At 67.1% G+C, this 18,870-nt stretch carries 16 protein-coding genes; 12 read left to right on the top strand and 4 right to left on the bottom strand.

All coding sequences use genetic code 11. The features are described from left to right. Positions 1-2 precede the first annotated feature (2 nt). Positions 3-542, top strand: a complete 540-nt coding sequence (locus A5727_RS07070) for a YceI family protein (RefSeq protein ID WP_068246740.1) — start codon at positions 3-5, stop codon at positions 540-542. A 5-nt stretch (positions 543-547) separates the two neighbouring features. Here A5727_RS07070 and A5727_RS07065 read toward each other — a convergent pair whose 3' ends face one another. Beyond that, entirely contained in the window at positions 548-1,141 is a 594-nt protein-coding gene (locus A5727_RS07065; protein ID WP_068246738.1) for a TetR/AcrR family transcriptional regulator C-terminal domain-containing protein, read from the bottom strand. 75 nt (positions 1,142-1,216) lie between these two features. On the opposite strand from A5727_RS07065, the gene A5727_RS07060 reads away from it, so the two are divergent. From A5727_RS07060 to A5727_RS07050, 3 genes are read left to right on the top strand one after another with little or no spacing between them, the layout of a single operon-like run. After that, positions 1,217-2,197, top strand: coding sequence for a nitrilase-related carbon-nitrogen hydrolase (locus A5727_RS07060; RefSeq protein WP_068246736.1), 981 nt, complete (start codon positions 1,217-1,219; stop codon positions 2,195-2,197). Continuing rightward, positions 2,194-3,822: an amidohydrolase gene (locus A5727_RS07055; protein ID WP_068246733.1), complete on the top strand. Its 1,629-nt coding sequence runs from the start codon at positions 2,194-2,196 to the stop codon at positions 3,820-3,822. Before A5727_RS07060 ends, A5727_RS07055 begins: the two co-directional genes overlap by 4 nt. Before the next feature lie 13 nt (positions 3,823-3,835). After that, positions 3,836-5,176, top strand: a complete 1,341-nt coding sequence (locus tag A5727_RS07050; protein ID WP_068246727.1) for an APC family permease — start codon at positions 3,836-3,838, stop codon at positions 5,174-5,176. Between the two features lie 200 nt (positions 5,177-5,376). Here the strand turns inward: A5727_RS07050 and A5727_RS07045 are convergent, their stop codons facing one another. Continuing rightward, entirely contained in the window at positions 5,377-5,796 is a 420-nt protein-coding gene (locus tag A5727_RS07045; protein WP_197507610.1) for a pyridoxamine 5'-phosphate oxidase family protein, read from the bottom strand. A 72-nt stretch (positions 5,797-5,868) separates the two neighbouring features. Between A5727_RS07045 and A5727_RS07040 the strand changes: the two genes are divergently transcribed. From A5727_RS07040 to A5727_RS07030, 3 genes are all read left to right on the top strand, one after another. Next, the gene (locus tag A5727_RS07040; RefSeq protein WP_068246724.1) at positions 5,869-7,776 is read left to right on the top strand and encodes an ABC transporter ATP-binding protein/permease; all 1,908 of its coding nucleotides are present in this window, start codon (positions 5,869-5,871) and stop codon (positions 7,774-7,776) included. After that, positions 7,773-8,483, top strand: a complete 711-nt coding sequence (locus A5727_RS07035; protein WP_068246719.1) for a TVP38/TMEM64 family protein — start codon at positions 7,773-7,775, stop codon at positions 8,481-8,483. The genes A5727_RS07040 and A5727_RS07035 overlap by 4 nt, the downstream gene beginning before the upstream one ends. Before the next feature lie 167 nt (positions 8,484-8,650). After that, the gene (locus tag A5727_RS07030) at positions 8,651-11,494 is read left to right on the top strand and encodes an MMPL/RND family transporter (protein WP_068246717.1); all 2,844 of its coding nucleotides are present in this window, start codon (positions 8,651-8,653) and stop codon (positions 11,492-11,494) included. Between the two features lie 30 nt (positions 11,495-11,524). Here the strand turns inward: A5727_RS07030 and A5727_RS07025 are convergent, their stop codons facing one another. Both A5727_RS07025 and A5727_RS07020 read right to left on the bottom strand, forming a co-directional pair. Continuing rightward, positions 11,525-12,391: an alpha/beta fold hydrolase gene (locus A5727_RS07025; RefSeq protein ID WP_068246714.1), complete on the bottom strand. Its 867-nt coding sequence runs from the start codon at positions 12,389-12,391 to the stop codon at positions 11,525-11,527. A 126-nt stretch (positions 12,392-12,517) separates the two neighbouring features. Further along, positions 12,518-12,991, bottom strand: a complete 474-nt coding sequence (locus tag A5727_RS07020) for an Lrp/AsnC family transcriptional regulator (protein WP_068246710.1) — start codon at positions 12,989-12,991, stop codon at positions 12,518-12,520. Between the two features lie 161 nt (positions 12,992-13,152). On the opposite strand from A5727_RS07020, the gene A5727_RS07015 reads away from it, so the two are divergent. Genes A5727_RS07015 through A5727_RS06995 form a run of 5 tightly spaced genes read left to right on the top strand, consistent with a single transcriptional unit; the run spans position 13,153 to position 18,775 of the window. Then, positions 13,153-14,013: an ABC transporter permease gene (locus tag A5727_RS07015; protein ID WP_068246707.1), complete on the top strand. Its 861-nt coding sequence runs from the start codon at positions 13,153-13,155 to the stop codon at positions 14,011-14,013. Next, on the top strand, positions 14,006-14,827 hold the full coding sequence (locus A5727_RS07010; protein WP_231991977.1) for an ABC transporter permease: 822 nt from the start codon (positions 14,006-14,008) through the stop codon (positions 14,825-14,827). The genes A5727_RS07015 and A5727_RS07010 overlap by 8 nt, the downstream gene beginning before the upstream one ends. Next, positions 14,824-15,939, top strand: a complete 1,116-nt coding sequence (locus A5727_RS07005; protein WP_068246705.1) for a polyamine ABC transporter substrate-binding protein — start codon at positions 14,824-14,826, stop codon at positions 15,937-15,939. Before A5727_RS07010 ends, A5727_RS07005 begins: the two co-directional genes overlap by 4 nt. Beyond that, positions 15,936-17,183 (top strand): M24 family metallopeptidase, encoded by a 1,248-nt coding sequence (locus A5727_RS07000; RefSeq protein WP_068246702.1) that lies wholly within the window; start codon positions 15,936-15,938, stop codon positions 17,181-17,183. Before A5727_RS07005 ends, A5727_RS07000 begins: the two co-directional genes overlap by 4 nt. Continuing rightward, positions 17,180-18,775, top strand: a complete 1,596-nt coding sequence (locus tag A5727_RS06995; protein ID WP_068246699.1) for an amidohydrolase — start codon at positions 17,180-17,182, stop codon at positions 18,773-18,775. Before A5727_RS07000 ends, A5727_RS06995 begins: the two co-directional genes overlap by 4 nt. Positions 18,776-18,870: the final 95 nt, after the last annotated feature.

Below are 18,870 nucleotides of genomic sequence, written 5' to 3'. Positions count from 1 at the left end.
GGGTGAAGCCTGTGAACCTCGATCAGTCCGACGGCACCCTGACCCTGCTGACCGGTGTGACGGGAACCGCGGCGCGGATGGGCCATCGGCTGACCATCGCCATGGACTCGTGGCGGATCAGCGTCGAGGAGTCCGGCGGGCAGCCGGTCTCGGCGCAGCTGACGGTCGACGTCGACTCACTGCGGGTGGTGGGCGGCGAAGGCGGCCTGACTCCGCTGACCGGTCCGGAGAAGCTGATCGTGCGCGCCAACGCATGCAAGACGCTGAACGCCAAGCGTTTTCCGACCATCGAGTTCCGCGCCGAGCAGATCACCGGCACCCCTGCCGGGTACCACCTGCGCGGGCCGCTGACCATCCACGGCGTGACCAACACCATCGACGTGGATGTCGACGTGGTCGACGTCGACGGCGTCTGGCAGTTGGGGACGCGGGTTGCGGTGTCGCACAAGGCGTTCAAGATCAAGCCCTATTCGATGGCGATGGGCGCGATGAAGGTCGCCGACATCGTCACCGTGGAGTTCTCCGCGCAGGCGCGTCCGTAACCGACTCACAGGCCCCGCAGGAGCACCGCGAGCCCGAATTCGAACGCGTCATCGGCCCGCTGGGGTTTGGGTGTCCCCGTCGCCAGCGCCGCCGCGAGCTCCGGGCCGACCTGCGCGCTGGAGTGCCAGGGCTCGTCGGGGGCGGCCACATCCAGCGCCGCCCCCAGCACGAACGAGTCCATCAGGGTGATCGCCCGCAGGGTGTCTGCCGGGTCGAAGCCCGCGCGCGTCAGGGTGACCGCCAGCGCGTTGTACATCGTGATCGCCTGCGTGCTGTTGACGGCGTGCTCGGTCAGCAGCGGGATCAACTGCGGATAGCGGGCGAAGCTTCGACGGTAGGACCGCATGATGTCGGCGACCACGTCACGCCACGGGCGGTCTGGATCGTCGGCGGGCAGTTCGACCTCTGACATGGCCCGTTCCCGCAGCAGTTCGACGATCTCGTCGCGGCTGCTGACGTGGTTGTACAGCGATGAGGGGCTGACCTTCAATTTCTGCGCGACGCCCGGAATGGTGAAGCCGCCCGTCGTCAGCACGAGGCTCAGCGCCGCCTCGGCGATGCGATCGGCGGACAGCAGCGGTGTGCGCGGACGACCCATTTTTTCAACGTTCCCCTTGCGCGCTCTTGTGACTGCACTCACAATAAACGAACTTGATTCGTTTTAGGAGGATTGGTGCTCACCCTGATCGCGCCCCCGGCGCCGCCGCCCGCACGGACCACCGCGTCGACGCGACCGCCGGTGCGGGTCGCGCTGGTGCAGCACCGGTGGCGACCCGACGCCGATGAGTTGGCCGCGGTCCTGAGCTCAGGCATCGCCGAGGCCGCCGCCGAGGGCGCGCAGGTGGTGTTCCTGCCCGAGATCACGCTGCTGCGCTACCCCGCCGACCGGCCGGGCGGCGCCGACGCCGCGGCCCTCGCGGAGGACCTGACCGGCGGACCCACCTTCGCCCTGGCCGCCGAAGCGGCCCGCACCCACGGCATCTTCGTGCACGCCTCGCTGTACGAACGCGTGCCTGGCGACGACGGCTTGGGGTTCAACACCGCGATCCTGGTGTCCCCGGCCGGCGAACTGGTGGGCCGCACCCGCAAGCTGCACATCCCGATTTCGGCCGGCTACTACGAGGACACCTACTTCCGGCCCGGCCCCGCCACCGACCCCTACCCCGTGTACGAACCCGAGGGACTGGACGCCCGCATCGGGATGCCGACCTGTTGGGACGAGTGGTTCCCGGAGGTCGCGCGCGAATACTCGCTCGGCGGTGCGGAGATCCTGGTCTACCCCACCGCCATCGGTTCCGAACCGGTGTTCCCCAACTTCGACACCCGCCCGCTGTGGCAGCAGGTCATCGTCGCCAACGGCATCAACAGCGGGCTGTTCATGGTGGTGCCCAACCGTGTGGGCGACGAGGGCGCCCTGAACTTCTACGGGTCGTCGTTCATCTCCGATCCGTACGGCCGGGTGCTGGCGCAGGCGCCGCGCGACGAGGAGGCCGTGCTGGTGGCCGATCTCGACCTCGACCAGCGGCGCGACTGGCTCGAACTGTTCCCGTTCCTGCTCACCCGTCGCCCGGACACGTACGGGCGGTTGACCGAGCCCGTCGACCCGCAGCTCCCCTACGGTGTCGGGCACGCCGCGACGGCGGTGGTCAAGTGAGCGCCACCCTGTTCACCAACGGCGTCGTGTGGACGGGCACCGAGGACACCGACGCACTGCTCGTGGTCGACGGCGTGATCGCCGCCCTCGGCGACCGGGCCCGCGCCCTCGGCGATGAGGCCCGTGCCCGGGGTGACGACGTCGAGCCCGTCGACCTCGACGGCGGGTTTCTGATGGCCTCCTTCGGCGACGGCCACGCCCACCCCCTCTACGGCGGCCTCGAGGCCGTCGGCCCGCCGGTGCGCGCCTGCACGTCGGTCGACGAGATCGTGGCCGCGGTCAGGAGGTACGCCGACGAGCACCCCGAGCAGGAGTGGATCGTGGGGGCCTCCTATGACGGCAGCCTGTCCCCCGGCGGGCTGTTCGACGCCCGCTGGCTCGACGCCGCCGTGCCGGATCGGCCCGTCGTGCTGCGCGCCTGGGACTACCACACCCTGTGGGTCAACTCGGTGGCGCTCGAGCGCGCCGGGATCACATCCGACACCCCCGATCCCGTGCTCGGTGAGATCCCGCACCGCCCAGACGGTTCCGTGCTGGGCACATTGCGGGAGTGGGGTGCCACCGATCTGGTGATGAACGTGATGCCGCCGCGTGACGAGCAGGTGCGCATCGACGCGCTGGGCACGGCCGCCGACTACTACCTGGCCCGCGGTGTGACGTGGGTGCAGGACGCCTGGGTGGAGCCCGCCGACGTCGCGACCTATGTCGAGGCGGCCCGCCGCGGCGCACTGCGCATGCGGTTCAACCTCGCGCTGTATGCCGACCCGCGCCACTTCGCCACGCAGGTGGAGCAGTTCGCGGCCCAGCGCCACGAGGTCGAGGGCATCGGCTCGCCGCTGCTGACCGCGAACACCGTCAAGTTCTTCGCCGACGGTGTGGTCGAGAACGAGACCGGCGCGCTGCTGGCGCCCTACTGCACGGGCATGCACAGCCACGGCCAGCAGAACTGGGCGGACCAGTCGCTCGCCGAGGCCGCGCGTCGCGTCGATGAACTGGGCCTGCAGATCCACATCCACGCGATCGGTGACGCCGCGGTGCGCCAGGCGCTCGACGCCATCGAGTATGTGACACAGCACAATCCGCCGCGGGATCGGCGGCCGGTGATCGCACACTGCCAGCTAGTCGACGACGCCGACCTGGGCCGGTTCGCCGCCTTGGGTGTCATTCCCAACATGCAGCCGCTGTGGGCGCAGATGGATGCTCTGATGACGGTGCTGACCATTCCTCGCCTGGGCACCGAGCGCGCCGACAAGCAGTACCCCATCCGCACGCTCGAACGGTCCGGTGCGCCACTGGGATTCGGTTCGGACTGGCCGGTGTCCTCCGGTGCGCCGTTGCGCGGCATCGCCGTCGCGGTGTCACGCTGCACGGTCGACGGCGAACCCGTGGGCGGGTGGACGCCGCACGAGATCCTGCCGATCGACGCGGCCCTGACCGCCTACACCGCCGGCGTCGCGAATCAGGCCTTCGCCGAGCACATCTGGGGCCGCGCGGTCCCCGGCGCCAGCGCCGATCTGGTCTGGCTCGACCGCGACCCCCGCACCACTGCAGCGGAGCTGCTGCCGAAGCTGACGGTGCGGGCCACCTACCTCCGCGGTGAGACCGTCCACCGGGCCGACAACTGAAAGGCTGACACCCGTGACAGTGCAGACAACCCCGCATGAGGGCCACCTGAAACGAGCGCTGGGTGTGCCGTCGCTCGTGCTGTTCGGCCTGGTGTACATGGTGCCCCTGACGGTGTTCACCACCTACGGCATCGTCACCGAGACCTCGGGCGGGCGCCTGCCGTTGGCCTACGTCGTGACGCTTGTCGCGATGGTGTTCACCGCGCTGTCCTACGCCCGGATGTCAGCCGTGATCCCCGTCGCCGGGTCGGCATACACCTATACGCAGAAGACGTTCGGCGCGTCGCCCGGCTTTCTGGCCGGGTGGTCGCTGCTGCTGGACTACCTGTTCCTGCCGATGATCAACTACCTCGTCATCGGCCTGTATCTCAACGCCGCCCTGCCCGCACTGCCCCAGTGGGTCATCGTGGTGATCGCGATCGCGGTGGTGACCGTGCTCAACATCGTCGGGATCGTGTCGGTAGCGCGGACCAACTTCCTGATCATCGCGGTGCAGGCGATCTTCATCGTGGTGTTCATCGCGCTTGCGGTCGGCAAGATCTTCGGCGGCGGTGACGTCAACCTGGCGGCCCCGTTCAGCGGCGACGGGTCGGCGGGCGGGATGAGCCCCGTGCTGGCCGGTGCCGCCATCCTGTGCCTGTCGTTCCTGGGCTTCGACGCCGTCTCCACGCTGTCTGAGGAGGCCAAGGACCCCAAACGCAGTGTCCCGCGGGCCATCATGATCGCGACCATCGCGTCGGGTCTGATCTTCATCCTGCTGTCCTATGTGTCGCAGTTGGTGTTCCCGTCGAACAACTTCGACGACGTGGACGCCGGATCGCTGGACGTCATGATGGCTGCGGGCGGGCAGTTCCTGAACAACTTCTTCACCGCGGCGTACGTCGCCGGCGCGCTGGGGTCGGCGCTGACCTCGCAGGCCTCGGTGGCCCGAATCCTGTTCGCGATGGGCCGCGACGGCGTCCTGCCCCGTCGCGTGTTCGGGTACGTGTCACCTCGGTTCAGCACCCCGGTGTACGCGATCGGCGTGGTCAGTGTGGTGTCACTGCTGGCGATCGTCATCGATCTGGCCACCCTGGCGTCGCTGATCAGTTTCGGTGCGCTGGTGGCCTTCTCGGTGGTCAACCTCACGGTGATCAAGCACTTCTACCTCGACCTGCGCGAGCGCTCCAACGTGGTGCTGAACCTGGTGCTGCCGCTGATCGGCTTCCTGCTCACGGTGTGGTTGTGGACGAGTCTGTCGGGGCTGACCCTGGTGATCGGACTGTGCTGGCTGGCCATCGGGTTCATCTGGCTGCTCGGCGTGACCCGCGGATTCCGCCGGCCCACGCCGGTGCTCGACATGGAAGAGAAGTAGGGGCCGCACGCCGGGGGGGGCCGCGCCGCCGCCCGCACCTCCCACCTGTTCGAAATGCCCGACTACGAGCGAATTTTCGTGGGTCGCTCCCACTGCGTCGACTTCATGCGGTGCAGGCACTCGAAATTCGCTCAGAGGCGGGCATTTCAATCACCCACTCCCGGAACCCGTCGGGATTCACCCCCGGCAGGCTCCGGTGCTCACTCCTTGGAGTAGTCGGTGCTCAACCACCGCGAGGGTTTCATGCGGATCACCACCGACGACGATGTCAGGTTCTCGTCGGTGAACTGGTTGCCGGCCTCCTCACCGAGATAACGCACCGCGATCGCCCGCACCACGTCGTCGGTCGCGGGATCGACGCCCGCCACGTCACCCTCGGCCGTCACGTATTTGTAGGGCGGCCGCTCGTCCTGCACGCTGATCGCAAACCGTCCGGCGGCGGTGATGAGCCTGTGTTTGATCGAGGACGCCTCGGTCCACAGCAGCACCTCGCCGCCGGGTTCGTAGCCGTACCAGATCGGCACGGTCAACGGCGCACGGTCGGGTCGCTCGACGGCGATCACCCCCACGTGCACGTCGGCCAGGAACTGCTGTCGCTCGTCGGACGTCATCGTCGCCATGCAGCGCACAACCGATCCCCCGCGCCGACGTATTCCACCGGGCCCGGCACCGCACTGCGGTAATTTCGGCCGGTGAACGATCTCACGCCGTTCCAGCCTTCGATCGACTGGAGCACAGCACTCGTCGACTCGTTGCTGTGGATCGGCCGAACGTGGGCCATCGCCGCCGCGGTGACCATGCTGGTCCTGACGATTATCGCGCGGTACACCACCTGGGGCCGGCAGTTCTGGCGGGTCACCGGCGCCTACTTCACCGGCCCGCACAGCGTGCGGCCGTGGCTGTCGCTGGCCGCGATGCTGCTGTCGATCATCGTCGGTGTGCGACTGAGTGTGCTCTTCACCTATCAGGGCAACGACCTGTACTCCTCGGCCCAGGTCGCGGTGCAGGGACTGGCGCTGGGTGATGAGGCAATCAGGGAGTCCGGGATCCGCGGGTTCTGGTTGTCACTGGTGTTGTTCGCGGTGCTGGCTGCGCTGCTGGTCACCCGTGTGATGGTCGATCTGTTCATCACGCAGCGCTTCATGCTGCGGTGGCGCGAATGGCTGACCGACCGGCTCACCGGCGACTGGCTCGACGGGCGCGCGTACTACCGGGGCCGGTTCATCGACAACACCATCGACAACCCGGACCAGCGCATCCAGTCGGACATCGACGTGTTCACCGCACTGTCGGGTCCGCAGCCCAACACCCCGCATCAGACCAGCAACGGCACCCTGCCCTTCGGGGCCATTTCGTCGATCATCGCGGTCATCTCGTTCACCCAGATCCTGTGGGACCTCTCCGGGGACCTGACGATGTTCGGGGTGACCATCCCCCACGCGATGCTGTGGGCGGTGTTCCTCTATGTCGCCTTCGCCACCGTCGTCGCGTTCTGGCTGGGCCGTCCGCTGATCCGGTTGTCGTTCGACAACGAGAAGTTCAACGCCGCATTCCGCTACGGCCTGGTCCGCCTGCGCGACGCGGCGGAGGCCGTCGCGCTCTACCGCGGCGAGCAACCCGAACGTCTGCATCTGCGCGAACGGTTCGCGCCCGTGGTGTCCAACTACCGGCGCTTCATCAACAAGACCATGATCTTCACCGGGTGGAACTACTCGATGAACCACGTGATCATCCCGTTGCCGTGGGTGCTGCAGGCGCCACGGATGTTCGCCGGTCAGATCCAACTCGGCGCGGTCACGCAGACGGCCGCGGCGTTCGGCGCGATTCAGGAGGCGTTGTCGTTCTTCCGCAACGCCTATGACAGGTTCGCCGGTTACCGCGCGTCGATCATCCGTCTGCACGGCCTGGTGACGGCCAATGAGCAGAGCCGCCAACTGCCCAAGCTCGACGTCGAATCCATCTCCGACGGTGTGGTCTTCGACGACATCGAGGTGCGCAGCCCCGCCGGGGAGCAGCTGATCGACGCACTCAACCTGGACCTGCGGCCCGGTGACGCGATGATCATCACGGGCAAGTCCGGCACCGGAAAGTCCACGCTGCTGCGCAGCCTCGCCGAACTGTGGCCCTACGCCTCCGGCACCGTGCGCTGCCCGCAGGGTGAGCACGAGACGTTGTTCCTCTCGCAGCTGCCCTACGTCCCGCTCGGCGATCTGCGTGCGGTGGTGTCCTACCCTCAGGCGCCCGGCGCGATCCCCGACGACGCCCTGCAGGAGGCCCTGGTCGCGGTGGCGCTGCCCAAGTACGCCGACCGGCTCGACGAGGTCGCCGACTGGGCCAAGGTGCTCTCCCCCGGTGAGCAGCAGCGCATCGCATTCGCCCGCGTGCTGCTGACCAGACCCAAGGCCGTGTTCCTCGACGAGGCCACCTCGGCGCTCGACGAACCACTGGAGTTCATGATCTATCAACTGGTCCGGCGCGAACTGCCCGACACGATCTTCGTCAGCGTGACGCACCGCAGCACCGTCAACCGTCACCACGGCAAGCACCTCGAACTGCTCGGCGAAGGCCGCTGGCAGTTCGGCAGTATGGCTGCAACATGACCGACGACCAGACCGAGCCCGCCCCGTCGCGACGACCGCACATCCTGCGCCTCGCGCTGTTCGTCGGGTTCCTGCTGCTGATGTTCTATCTGGTGGCCATCGCCAGGGTGATCGACGTCGAGCCCGTCCGCGACGCGATCCGGTCCACCGGACCGGCCGCACCGCTGGTCTACATCGTGGTGTCGGCGATCCTGGGCTCCCTGTTCGTGCCGGGTCCGATTCTGGCCGCGGGCAGCGGTCTGCTGTTCGGTCCGGTGCTGGGCACGTTCGTCACGCTCGGCGCGACCGTCGGGACGGCCATCGTGGCCAGCCTCGCCGGCCGCCGGGCCGGTCGCGACAGCGCCCGCGCACTGCTCGGTGCGCAACGGGCCGATCGCCTCGACGCGCTGATCGACCGCGGCGGGCTGTGGGCGGTCGTCGGGCAGCGCTTCGTACCGGGCATCTCCGACGCCCTGGCGTCCTACGCGTTCGGGGCGTTCGGGGTCCCGCTGTGGCAGATGGCCGTCGGTGCGTTCATCGGGTCGGTGCCCCGCGCGTTCGTCTACACCGCCCTGGGCGCCTCGATCGGCGACCTCTCGGCGCCGTTGGCCTACACCGCGATCGCGGTCTGGTGTGTGACGGCGATCGTGGGAGTGTTCGTGGCCCGCCACGGCGTCCGAAGCTGGCGTTCGACACACAAGCCGGACTGCTCCGACGAGACGCCCTGACCCCGTTTACGCGACCGTGGGTCCCCAAATGGAACGAGCGTCTGGTTCACTGAACACGACGTCACGTAGTAGCTGGGAGGTGTCGCAGTAGTGCCGGACTCGCGCCACGCGCTTTTCCGACCGACCGACGGCGCCGTGCAGGCGGCTGTGACCTGGGCGGATCGAGCATGACCGACACCCACAAACGCAGTCCGATCGCGAAGTTCATTCGCAAGTTCGCCTGGCTGGTGATCCTGGGCTGGATCGCGATCATCGGTGCGGCCAGCATGACCGTGCCGCCGCTCGAAGAGGTCGGCGCGATGCGCTCGGTCTCGATGAGCCCCGACGACGCCCCGTCGGTGATCGCGATGAAGCGGGTCGGCGACGTCTTCGACGAGTTCAAGTCCGACTCCTCGGCGATGATCGTCCTGGAGAGCGAGGGACCGCTCGACGACGCCGCGCACTACTTCTACAACGACATGATCGACAAGCTCGAGGCCGACAAGCAGCACGTCGAGCATGTCCAGGACTTCTGGGGCGATCCGCTGACCGAGGCCGGCGCGGAGAGTCCGGACGGCCGAGCCACCTATGTTCAGGTGTATCTCGCGGGCAACATGGGCGAGGCCCTGGCCAACGAGTCCGTCGAGGCGGTCCAGCAGCTGGTCGAAGGCTTGACGCCGCCGCCGGGCCTGAAGGTCTACGTGACGGGTCTGTCGGCGCTGGCCGCAGATCAGCAGATCGCCGGTGACCGCAGTGTGCGGGTCATCGAGGGCGTCATCTTCGCGGTCATCATCACCATGCTGCTGCTGGTGTACCGGTCGATCATCACGACGATTCTCGTGCTGGTCATGGTGGTGTTCTCGCTGTCGTCGGCGCGCGGGATCGTCGCGTTCCTCGGCTACCACGACCTGATCGGTCTCTCGACCTTCGCGACCCAGCTGCTGGTGACCCTGGCGGTGGCGTCGGCGACGGACTACGCGATCTTCCTGATCGGGCGATATCAGGAGGCCCGCACGGTCGGCGAAGATCGCGAGACCGCGTACTACTCGATGTTCGCCGGCACCGCGCACGTCGTACTCGGCTCCGGCATGACGATCGCCGGCGCCATGCTGTGCCTGCACTTCACCCGCCTGCCGTACTTCCAGACCCTCGGCGTGCCGATGGCGTTCGGCATGACGGTCGTGGTCCTGACGGCGCTGACCCTGGGTCCGGCGATCATCACGATCGCGAGCCGCTACCGCAACATCCTCGAGCCGAAACGCGCCATGCGGATTCGGGGCTGGCGACGGATCGGCACGGTCATCGTGCGCTGGCCCGGGCCGGTGCTGTTGGCGACGATCGCCCTGTCGCTGGTCGGTCTGCTGACGCTGCCCGGGTACCGCACCAACTACAACGACCGCAATTACCTGCCGAAGGACCTGCCCGCGATGGAGGGGTTCGCCGCGGCCGAACGGCACTTCTCGGCGGCCCGGATGAATCCCGAACTGCTGCTCATCGAGACCGACCGCGATCTGCGGAACTCCGCGGACTTCCTGGTCATCGAGAAGATCGCCAAGACCGTGTTACGCGTGCCCGGCGTCGGCGAGGTGCAGGCCATCACCCGCCCGCAGGGTGAACCGCTGGAGTTCAGCACCATCCCGGCGCAGATGAGCATGAGCGGAACCATGCAGACCATGAACCGCAAGTACCTCATGGACCGCACCGACGACATGCTCAAGCAGTCCGAGGACATGCAGAAGACCATCGACACCATGACCCGCATGGTCGAGTTGATGACGGAGATGACGGCCACCACCCAGAGCATGGTGGGCAAGACCCACACCATGGCCGACGACATCACCGAGTTGCGGGACCACATCGCCGATTTCGACGATTTCGTCCGTCCGCTGCGCAACTACCTGTACTGGGAACCGCACTGCTACAACATTCCGATGTGCTCGTCGATGCGGTCAATCTTCGACGCCCTCGACGGCCTCGACACCATGACCGACCAGTTCCAGCAGGTGCTGCCGGACATGGATCGACTCGCCGAGCTGATGCCGCAGATGGCCGCGCTGTTGCCCAGTCAGATCGAGACCATGCAGCGCATGCGCACCATGATGCTGACGATGTATCAGAGCCAGAAGAGTCTGTATGACCAGATGGCCGAGATGCAGCACGGTCAGACCGCGATGGGTGAGGCGTTCAACGACGCCAAGAACGACGACACGTTCTATCTGCCGCCGGAGATCTTCAACAACCCGGACTTCAAGCGCGGTATGGACAGCTTCATCTCGCCGGACGGAAAGTCCGTGCGGTTCATCATCTCCCATGCGGGCGACCCGCTCACCCCCGACGGCATCAAGCTGATCGACAAGATCAAGCAGGCCGCCAAGGAGGCCATGAAGGGCACCCCGCTGGAGGGCTCGAAGATCTACATGGCCGGCACCGCGGCGGCGTTCAAGGACATGCAGGAGGGCAACAACTGGGACCTGCTGATCGCCGGGATCTCCGCACTGTGCCTGATCTTCATCATCATGCTGCTCATCACCCGAGCCCTGGTGGCCGCGGCGGTGATCGTCGGCACCGTGGTGGTGTCGCTCGGCGCGTCATTCGGGCTCTCGGTGTTGGTGTGGCAGCACCTGATCGGCATCGAACTGCACTTCATGGTGATGGCCATGGCGGTGATCGTCCTGCTGGCGGTCGGCGCGGACTACAACCTGCTGCTGGTGGCGCGACTTCGTGAAGAGGTGCACGCCGGCATCAACACCGGCATCATCCGTGCGATGGGCGGCACCGGTTCGGTGGTGACGGCCGCGGGCCTGGTGTTCGCGTTCACGATGATGGCGATGATGGTCAGTGAGATGACCGTGGTGGCTCAGGTCGGCACGACCATCGGTCTGGGCCTGTTGTTCGACACCCTGGTCATCCGGTCGTTCATGACACCGTCGATCGCCGCGCTGATGGGCCGGTGGTTCTGGTGGCCGCAGTTCGTGCGCCAGCGGCCCCCGCAGGGAGTGGTGGCGCGCGTGTTGGAGCGGGACTCTCACTGATCGGGTGTGTCCCGATGACGATTCCGTGGGCTAAGCCAGTTCACAGAACGCTGTGATCTCCTCGGCCACTCGCCGCGGGGACTCCAGTGTCGGCCAGTGGCCGACGTCGTCGAGCAGGACCAGCCTGGTCTGCGGCCGCAGTGCGCGCAGCCGTACGGGCATGGCGGTCACCGAGACAGGATCGCGCGTACCCCAGATCGCCAACATGGGCCCGGGGTACTCGACGAATGCGGCGGTCCACTGCTCTTGGTGCCGTCGCCGTTCGCCGAGGTAGGCGATGATCGCGGTCAGGACTCGCGAGCCGTTCTTCACGCGGATCTGGTTCACCAGATCGTCCACGTCCTCGTCGCTGACATTCGTTCCGGGAGCGACACTTTCGAGTATGCCGCGCCGGATCATCCGACGGGGCATCCCGAACGGCAGCGGTCTGCCGTTGAGCTTCTCGGCCCGGCGCTGGCCCGCGGTCAGCTGCGCCATGTCGATGAAGATCGACCCATTGGTCAGGACCACCTGCTCGACGTCGAACGACAACTCCCCGCGGTTGTGCCGCGCCACCAGTTCGGCCACGACGCTGGTGCCCATATCGTGGCCGACCAGCACGCATCGGCGGATACCCGCCTGCTGCAGCAGTGCCTCCACGAGATCCGCCTGGGCGAACAGCGAGTACGTCGCGCCCAGGGGTTTGTCGGACTGGCCGAACCCGAGGAGGTCCATCGCAAACACCCGGGCCTTCAGCAGGTCCGCCACGCCGGCGAAGTCCAGCGAGGACCCCGGGTATCCGTGCACCATGACCACCGTCCGCCGATCATCGGCGCCGGAGTCATGGACGAAGATCTGGTGATCACCGTGGCGAACCTGGTTTCCTCCACTGATCCACGCGTCGGATCGTGCGCTCATCGCGTCCTTCCCAAGAGGGTCCCGGGTGAATCTATGCGAACCGGACAGCGGTGTGTGTCGATCAGCGACCCTGTCGTGATCGTGACTGACCCTTGTTCTTGTTTTCCGGTCGAGCGCCCTGCACGACTAGCTCGTGGTGGGCCACACCCCGGACTGATACGACAGCTTGAGCAGTTTGAGGTACACCAGCGTCTCGACCGCCACCACCTCGTCGATCGTGCGGATCGAACCGTTGATCACGGTCAGCAGGTGTTCGCCGTCGCGGCACATCACCTCGACCACCAGGTCGTAGGTGCCCGCGGTCGCGACCGCGAACGTCACCTCGGGAAGCTCGCGCAGCGCGGCCGCCACGCGTTCGACGTCGCCCGTGGTCTTCACCAGGAGCATCGACGTGTACCGGCCCCGTCCAACGGGATTGGTCACGGCGACGATCTGCATGTGGCCCTGCTCCACCAGCCGCTGCAAGCGTTGACGAACGGTCGCCTCGGAGACTCCGATCTCCTTGGCTATCGCGGCGTAGGACTTGCGGCCGTCCGAGCGCAGCGCGTCGACGATGTCCGACGAGATGCGGTCCAGTGAGCCTTCGACGGGTTCGGTCACCGTAGCCTCATTTCCCCCAAGCTAGGTCATGGATCTTCTCAGAATAGCGCCTATTGCGACGGATTCCGTGATCCAATGACGGAATCCGTAAGTTTTCGCGCCGGAAACATACGGAAAACATTTCCCGGGCACGCTGGGTCGGACTTGTCGAGGGAGCGCGGATGAAATCGGGTTGGCGGCTGAGCCTGCTGCCGGGCACGGCGTGGATCGCCTGCTTCTACGTGGCTCCGTTGGCACTCATCATCGCCGCCTCCGTCGCGACACCCGACATCATCGGGCGGCCGATATTCGGGTTCGACATCTCCAACTTCGCCATGGTCTTCCAGCCCACGTACCTGCCCGTGGTGCTGCGGACCTTCGCCTACGCGAGCATCGCGACGGTGCTGTGCCTGCTGATCGGCTACCCCTGCGCGTACGCCATCTCGCGTTACGGCGGCCGGTACAAGGCAGCCCTGCTGCTGGCCGTGCTCGTACCCTTCCTCGCCGATTACCTCATCCGGATCTACGCCTGGGTCCAACTGCTGGGCCGGGAGGGCCCCGTCAACCGGCTGCTGACCGCGCTCGGCCTGGAGCCGATGAACCTGATCGGCAACCCCTACGCCCTCAACCTCGGCCTGGTCTACAGCTTCGCGCCCTTCATGATCCTGGCGGTGTTCCTGGCCGTCGAGCGTCTCGACTGGCGCCTGGTCGAGGCCGCACACGATCTGCACGCGACGGCGGCACGGGCATTCGCCACCATCGTGATCCCCCGCACCCTCGGCGGCATCGTGGCGGGTTGTCAGCTCGTATTCCTGCTCAGCCTCGGCGATTTCGCGGTGGCTCAGTTCCTGGGCGGTTCGACCTACATGATGGGCAACCTGATCCGCGACCAGCTGGCCACCGCGGGGTCGCTGCCGTTCGGCGCGGCACTGACGGTCACCCTGCTGTCCGGAATGCTGGCGTTCATCGGCCTCGGCTGGCTGCTGGCCGCGGGTGCGCGTGGCCTGCTGCGGGTTCGACGCGAACGGGGTCGCCATGCGTGACCGCCTGCGGATGCCCCTCGGGCTGGCGGTGCTGCTCGGGTTGACGCTGGTCTTCCTGGATCTGCCGCTGCTGGTGATCGTCCTGTTCTCGTTCAACTCCTCGAAATCGCTGTCCGATCTGGCCGGCTTCAGCCTGCGCTGGTATGAGCAGGCGTTCGGCAATCCCGAGGTGATGTCGGCACTGGGACTCAGCGTGCTCGTCGCGTCCTCGGCCACCGTCATCGCGGTGTGCCTGGGCACCGCACTGTCCTATGCGTTCGTCCACGGCTCCCGCTGCGTCACCAGACCTATTGAGGCCGTCACGCTTTCGACACTCATCACCCCGGAGCTGGCGACGGCTGTCGGCCTGATGACGCTGTTCGTCACCCTGCAGATCCCACTGTCGACGGCCACCCTCATCGCCGGGCACGCCACCTTCACGCTGGTGTACGTGACGCTGCTGGTGGGCAACCGGTTGCGCACATTGGACCCCCGCCTCGAGGAGGCGGCCGCAGACCTCGGCGCCGGCCGGGTCCGGGTGTTCGTGAGCATCGTTGTGCCGCAGCTTCGCTCCGCAGTGGCCGGCGCCGCGGCCTTGGCCTTCGTGCTGTCCTTCGGTGACTTCGTGACATCGGTGTTCCTGTCCGGCACCGAGGTCGCACCGCTGCCGGTGCGCATCTACGGCATGCTCCGGTTCGGCCTCACCCCGGAGATCAACGCCGTCGGCACCACCATGGTCGGCATCACCGTGGCGCTCGGCCTCATCGGCATCTATCTGCAGCGCACCCGAGTCTCCGCTTCGTCCAACCCCAACCCCGTCAGGAGCAGTCGATGAATCCCACCAGCAGGCGCAACTTCCTCTTCATGAGCGCCGGTGCCGCCGCCGCACTCACACTGGCGGCCTGTTCCCGCGGGCAGGGCGGGTCTGCGGCTGCCGACCTGCAGCCCCCGAAACTCGAGATCGACGGCGACCTGGCCTATTACGCCCCGACGGGATATGTCCCCGACGATGTCCTGGCCGGTTTCGAGAAGGAATACGGCGTCAAGATCAACCAGACGTACTTCTCGACCGTCGACGAGATGATCCAGAAGCTCGGTGCGGGTGCGGCATACGACATCACCTTCATGCCCTCGAACTTCTTCGCGCGCGCCACCAAGGCGAATCTGCTGGCCCCCATCGACCACGGTGTCATGAAGAACTGGGGTGAGGTCACCGAACTGTTCAACGATCCGCCCTTCGAACCGAAGGCCGAACACCTCGCCGGCCCGTACGCGATGGGCGGGATCGGTCTGGCCTACCGCAAGAGCAGGGTCGACGGCTTGACCGGATCCTGGAATGACCTGTGGGACCTGTCTCCCGCCCTCAATCGACGCGCCTTCATCTTCGATGACGTGACGGTGTCGATGACCATGGCACTGGCCCGGCTGGGCCTGCCCACCGACACCGACAGCCCTGAGGACCTGAACAAGGCCGCGGACTCACTGATCGAGTTGCGCCGAAGCCTCGGCGGTTTCGGCAGTTCGGCGGGCGAGAAGCTCACCAACGGTGAAGCCGACCTGCTGATGAACTACACCGGCGCGACCTTCACCGCCCTCAACGAAACCCCGTTCTCCGAGGACATCGGATTCGAGTTCTGCCGCGAGACCTTGGCGTTCAACTCCGACTGCATGGCGATCCCCGCGGCGGCCAAGCATCCCGGGACCGGCCTGGTCTTCGCCGATTACCTGCTGCGGCCGGACAACATGAAGAAGATCGTCGATTTCGTGGGCTATCCCATCGCCACCACGACGGGCCTGAAGGCCTACTCCGGGCTGGTCTCGAAGTACCCGTTCCTCAACTACGACGAGTCGGTGCTGACCGATCCGGCGATCTGGCTGGCTTCGCTGCAGGACACTCAGTTGACGGCTTGGAACCAGGCCTGGACGCGCGTCAAAGCGTCGGCATGAGTCCACTGGAGGATGCCGACATTCCACTGCGGGAGTTCATCTCCGCCGCCTACGCCAGCGAGGACGCGCAACCCCCGCAGCATGCGTTCGACCGGGCGGAGTACGAGGCCCGCAGGATGCGGCTTCAGCTGGCCGCCGCGGCCGCTGGGCTGGACCTGTTGGTGCTCAGCTCCCCCGAGGCGATGTGCTGGTTGCACGGGTATCAGTCGCGCTGGTATCGGGCGCAGTCGTCGACGCGGTGGCCTCCGTATCAGTGCACCGTGATGCGCGTGGACAGCGGTGAATACGTGGTCTACGACGTCGAGCACCATGACTACCTGCTGCGCCGCACGTCGGTGGCCACCGACATCCGTCTCACCGGTCGCGACGACGGCGAGGCGGTGCTGGACTTCGCGATCGCCGATCTGAGAGCACGCGGGTGGCTGACGGGGCGCGCCGGTTTGGAGTTCCACAGTCACGTGCCCAACCGGGCCACCAGCGAGATGGTCCAGGCCGCTCTCGAATTCGAGGGCTGTCGCGTGGTCGACGCCAGTGCGGCCGTGCGGTCGGTCCGAAAGGTGAAGTCCGCCGCGGAGATCGCCATGATCGAACGTGCCGCCGAGGTCTGCGACGTCGGGTTGCGCGCGCTGCAGGCCGAGGTGCGCCCGGGGATGACGGAGAAGCATGCCTGGGGTGTGATGGTCGCCGCCATGGCGGCGGCCGGCGGCGAGCCCGCGGCCCTGCACGAATCAGTGGTGGTCGGCCCCATCGAACTGGGCCACGCCTACTCGTCGGACCGCACCCTGGTGCGCGGGGACGTCCTGTGCGCCGATCCCTGCGGGGTGGTCAGCCGCTACCACGCCAACATCGAACGCTGGTTCGTCGTCGGCGCGGAGCCCAACGACGAACTCTACCGGCTCGCCGAGATCGAGGCGGAGGCGTTCCGGATCCTCTGCGCGCATGCGGCCGACGGGGTCCGGGTGGACGAGGTGACGGGCCACATCGAGCAGCATCTGCGCGACGCTGGCCTGTGGGGTCTGCACGACTGGAACGGCGGATACGAGATGGGCCTGTCGTTCCCGCCCGACTGGGTCGGTGAGTGGACCTTCACTGTCGGCGAGGCCAGCCAGGACAGATTCGAGGCCGGCACCGTGACCAACTACGAAAGCATTGTGCTGTATCCGATGATCGACACCGTGGTGTTCGGGGCCGACGGCGCACGGACGTTGTCAGCCCTGCCCCTCGACGTAATGCGCGCCGGATGACCGCCGACGTCATCCTGCTGGGGAAGGTGTTCACCGCCGACCCCGCCCGGCCGTGGGCGCAGGGGGTCGCGGTGCGGGCCGGCACCATCACCTCCATCGGCACCCGCGAGGAGGTTCTGCAGCATCGCACGCCGCGAACCGAGGTGATCGATGCGGCGGGCCTGATCTCCCCCGCCTTCCACGACGCCCACATCCACCTGCTGGAGGGGTCACTGTTCGACTTGTGGGTGAACCTCCACGATGTCGCGCCGGGCGACTACGAGCCGGCGATCGCCGCGGCCGCGAACACACTGCCCCCGGATGCGTGGGTGCGCGGTGGCGGCTGGAACATGTCGGCCTTCCCCGGTGCCAGCCCCAGCCACACGACACTCGACGCCGTCGTCGGCGGGCGCCCGGCATACCTGACCGCCCGCGACGGCCACAGCGCCTGGGTGAGCAGCGCCGCGCTGAGGATCGCCGGAATCGACGCGACCACACCGGATCCCGCGGGTGGAGTGATCGACCGCGACGCCGGCGGGAACCCCAGTGGCACCGTCCACGAGACTGCGATGAACCTGGTCAAACGGCACCTGCCGGAGATCACCGGAGACGAGTGGGCGGGTGCGCTGCGGATCGGCGAGCGCCACCTGCACTCGCTGGGGGTTGTGAGCTGGCAGGACGCGCGCCTGTCGACACCGATGCTGCGCGCCTACGTCGAGGCCGAGGCCGCCGGGACTCTGTCGTCTCGGGTCGTCGCGGCCATGCACTGGGATCCCGACCGAGGAGTCGAACAGGTCGCGGGCCTGCTCGAGGCCCGAGAACTGGCCGGCGGGCCCCTGGTTCAGGCGACGATGGTGAAGATCTTCGTCGACGGAGTCGTCGAGAACCTCACCGCCGCACTGCATGAGCCGTACTCATGCGCACATTCACACGGTAAGGCGCTGTTCGACGATGCAGCGCTTCGAGCCGCCGTGCGCACCTGCGCCGAGGCCGGGTTCAGTGTCCACGTCCATTCGATCGGCGACGCCGCGACGACGTCGGCCCTGGACGCGTTCGAGGCCGCTCACCATCTGTCCGACGGGCTGCGCCATCAGATCTGCCACCTTCAGGTGATTCGAGAGTCCGACATTCCCCGGTTCCACCAACTCGGGGTGATCGCCAACGCCCAGGCCCTGTGGGCGTGCCGCGACGAGCAGAATGTGGCGCTGTGCCAACCCGCACTCGGCACAGCACGATTCGAGCGCCAGTATCCATTCGGCGACCTGGCCCGCGCGGGCGCACGCCTGGCCTTCGGCAGTGACTGGCGGGTGAGCACACCGAACCCGCTTCCTCAGATGGAGGTGGCCATCACCCGCCGGCCGCCCGGTGACACCACGACCGGTCCGCTGGGGCCTTCGCAGGCCCTGGACCTTCAGACCTGCCTGCTGGGCTTCACCCGCGAAGCCGCCTATGCGGCTGGCCTCGACGCCGTCACCGGCGCACTCACCGTGGGCCGCGCGGCAGACATCGTCGTGCTGGACTCAGACGTGTTCGGGCTGCCGCCGCACGAACTCTCGTCGGCTCAGGTCGATCTCACGATGTTCGCGGGGAAGGTGGTCTACACCCGCGCCTGAGACGTGCCTGCGGCGCTCGACCTCCCCCTCAACTGGCGCGCGCCGCAGGCACCCACCGCGCCTCTTCCAGCCGTGGCCCGGCCCACCTCCGACAC

It is taken from the genome of Mycobacterium sp. ACS4331 (assembly GCF_001667265.1).
Taxonomy (GTDB): domain Bacteria; phylum Actinomycetota; class Actinomycetes; order Mycobacteriales; family Mycobacteriaceae; genus Mycobacterium.
This window is presented reverse-complemented; position numbering and strand designations above follow the sequence as displayed.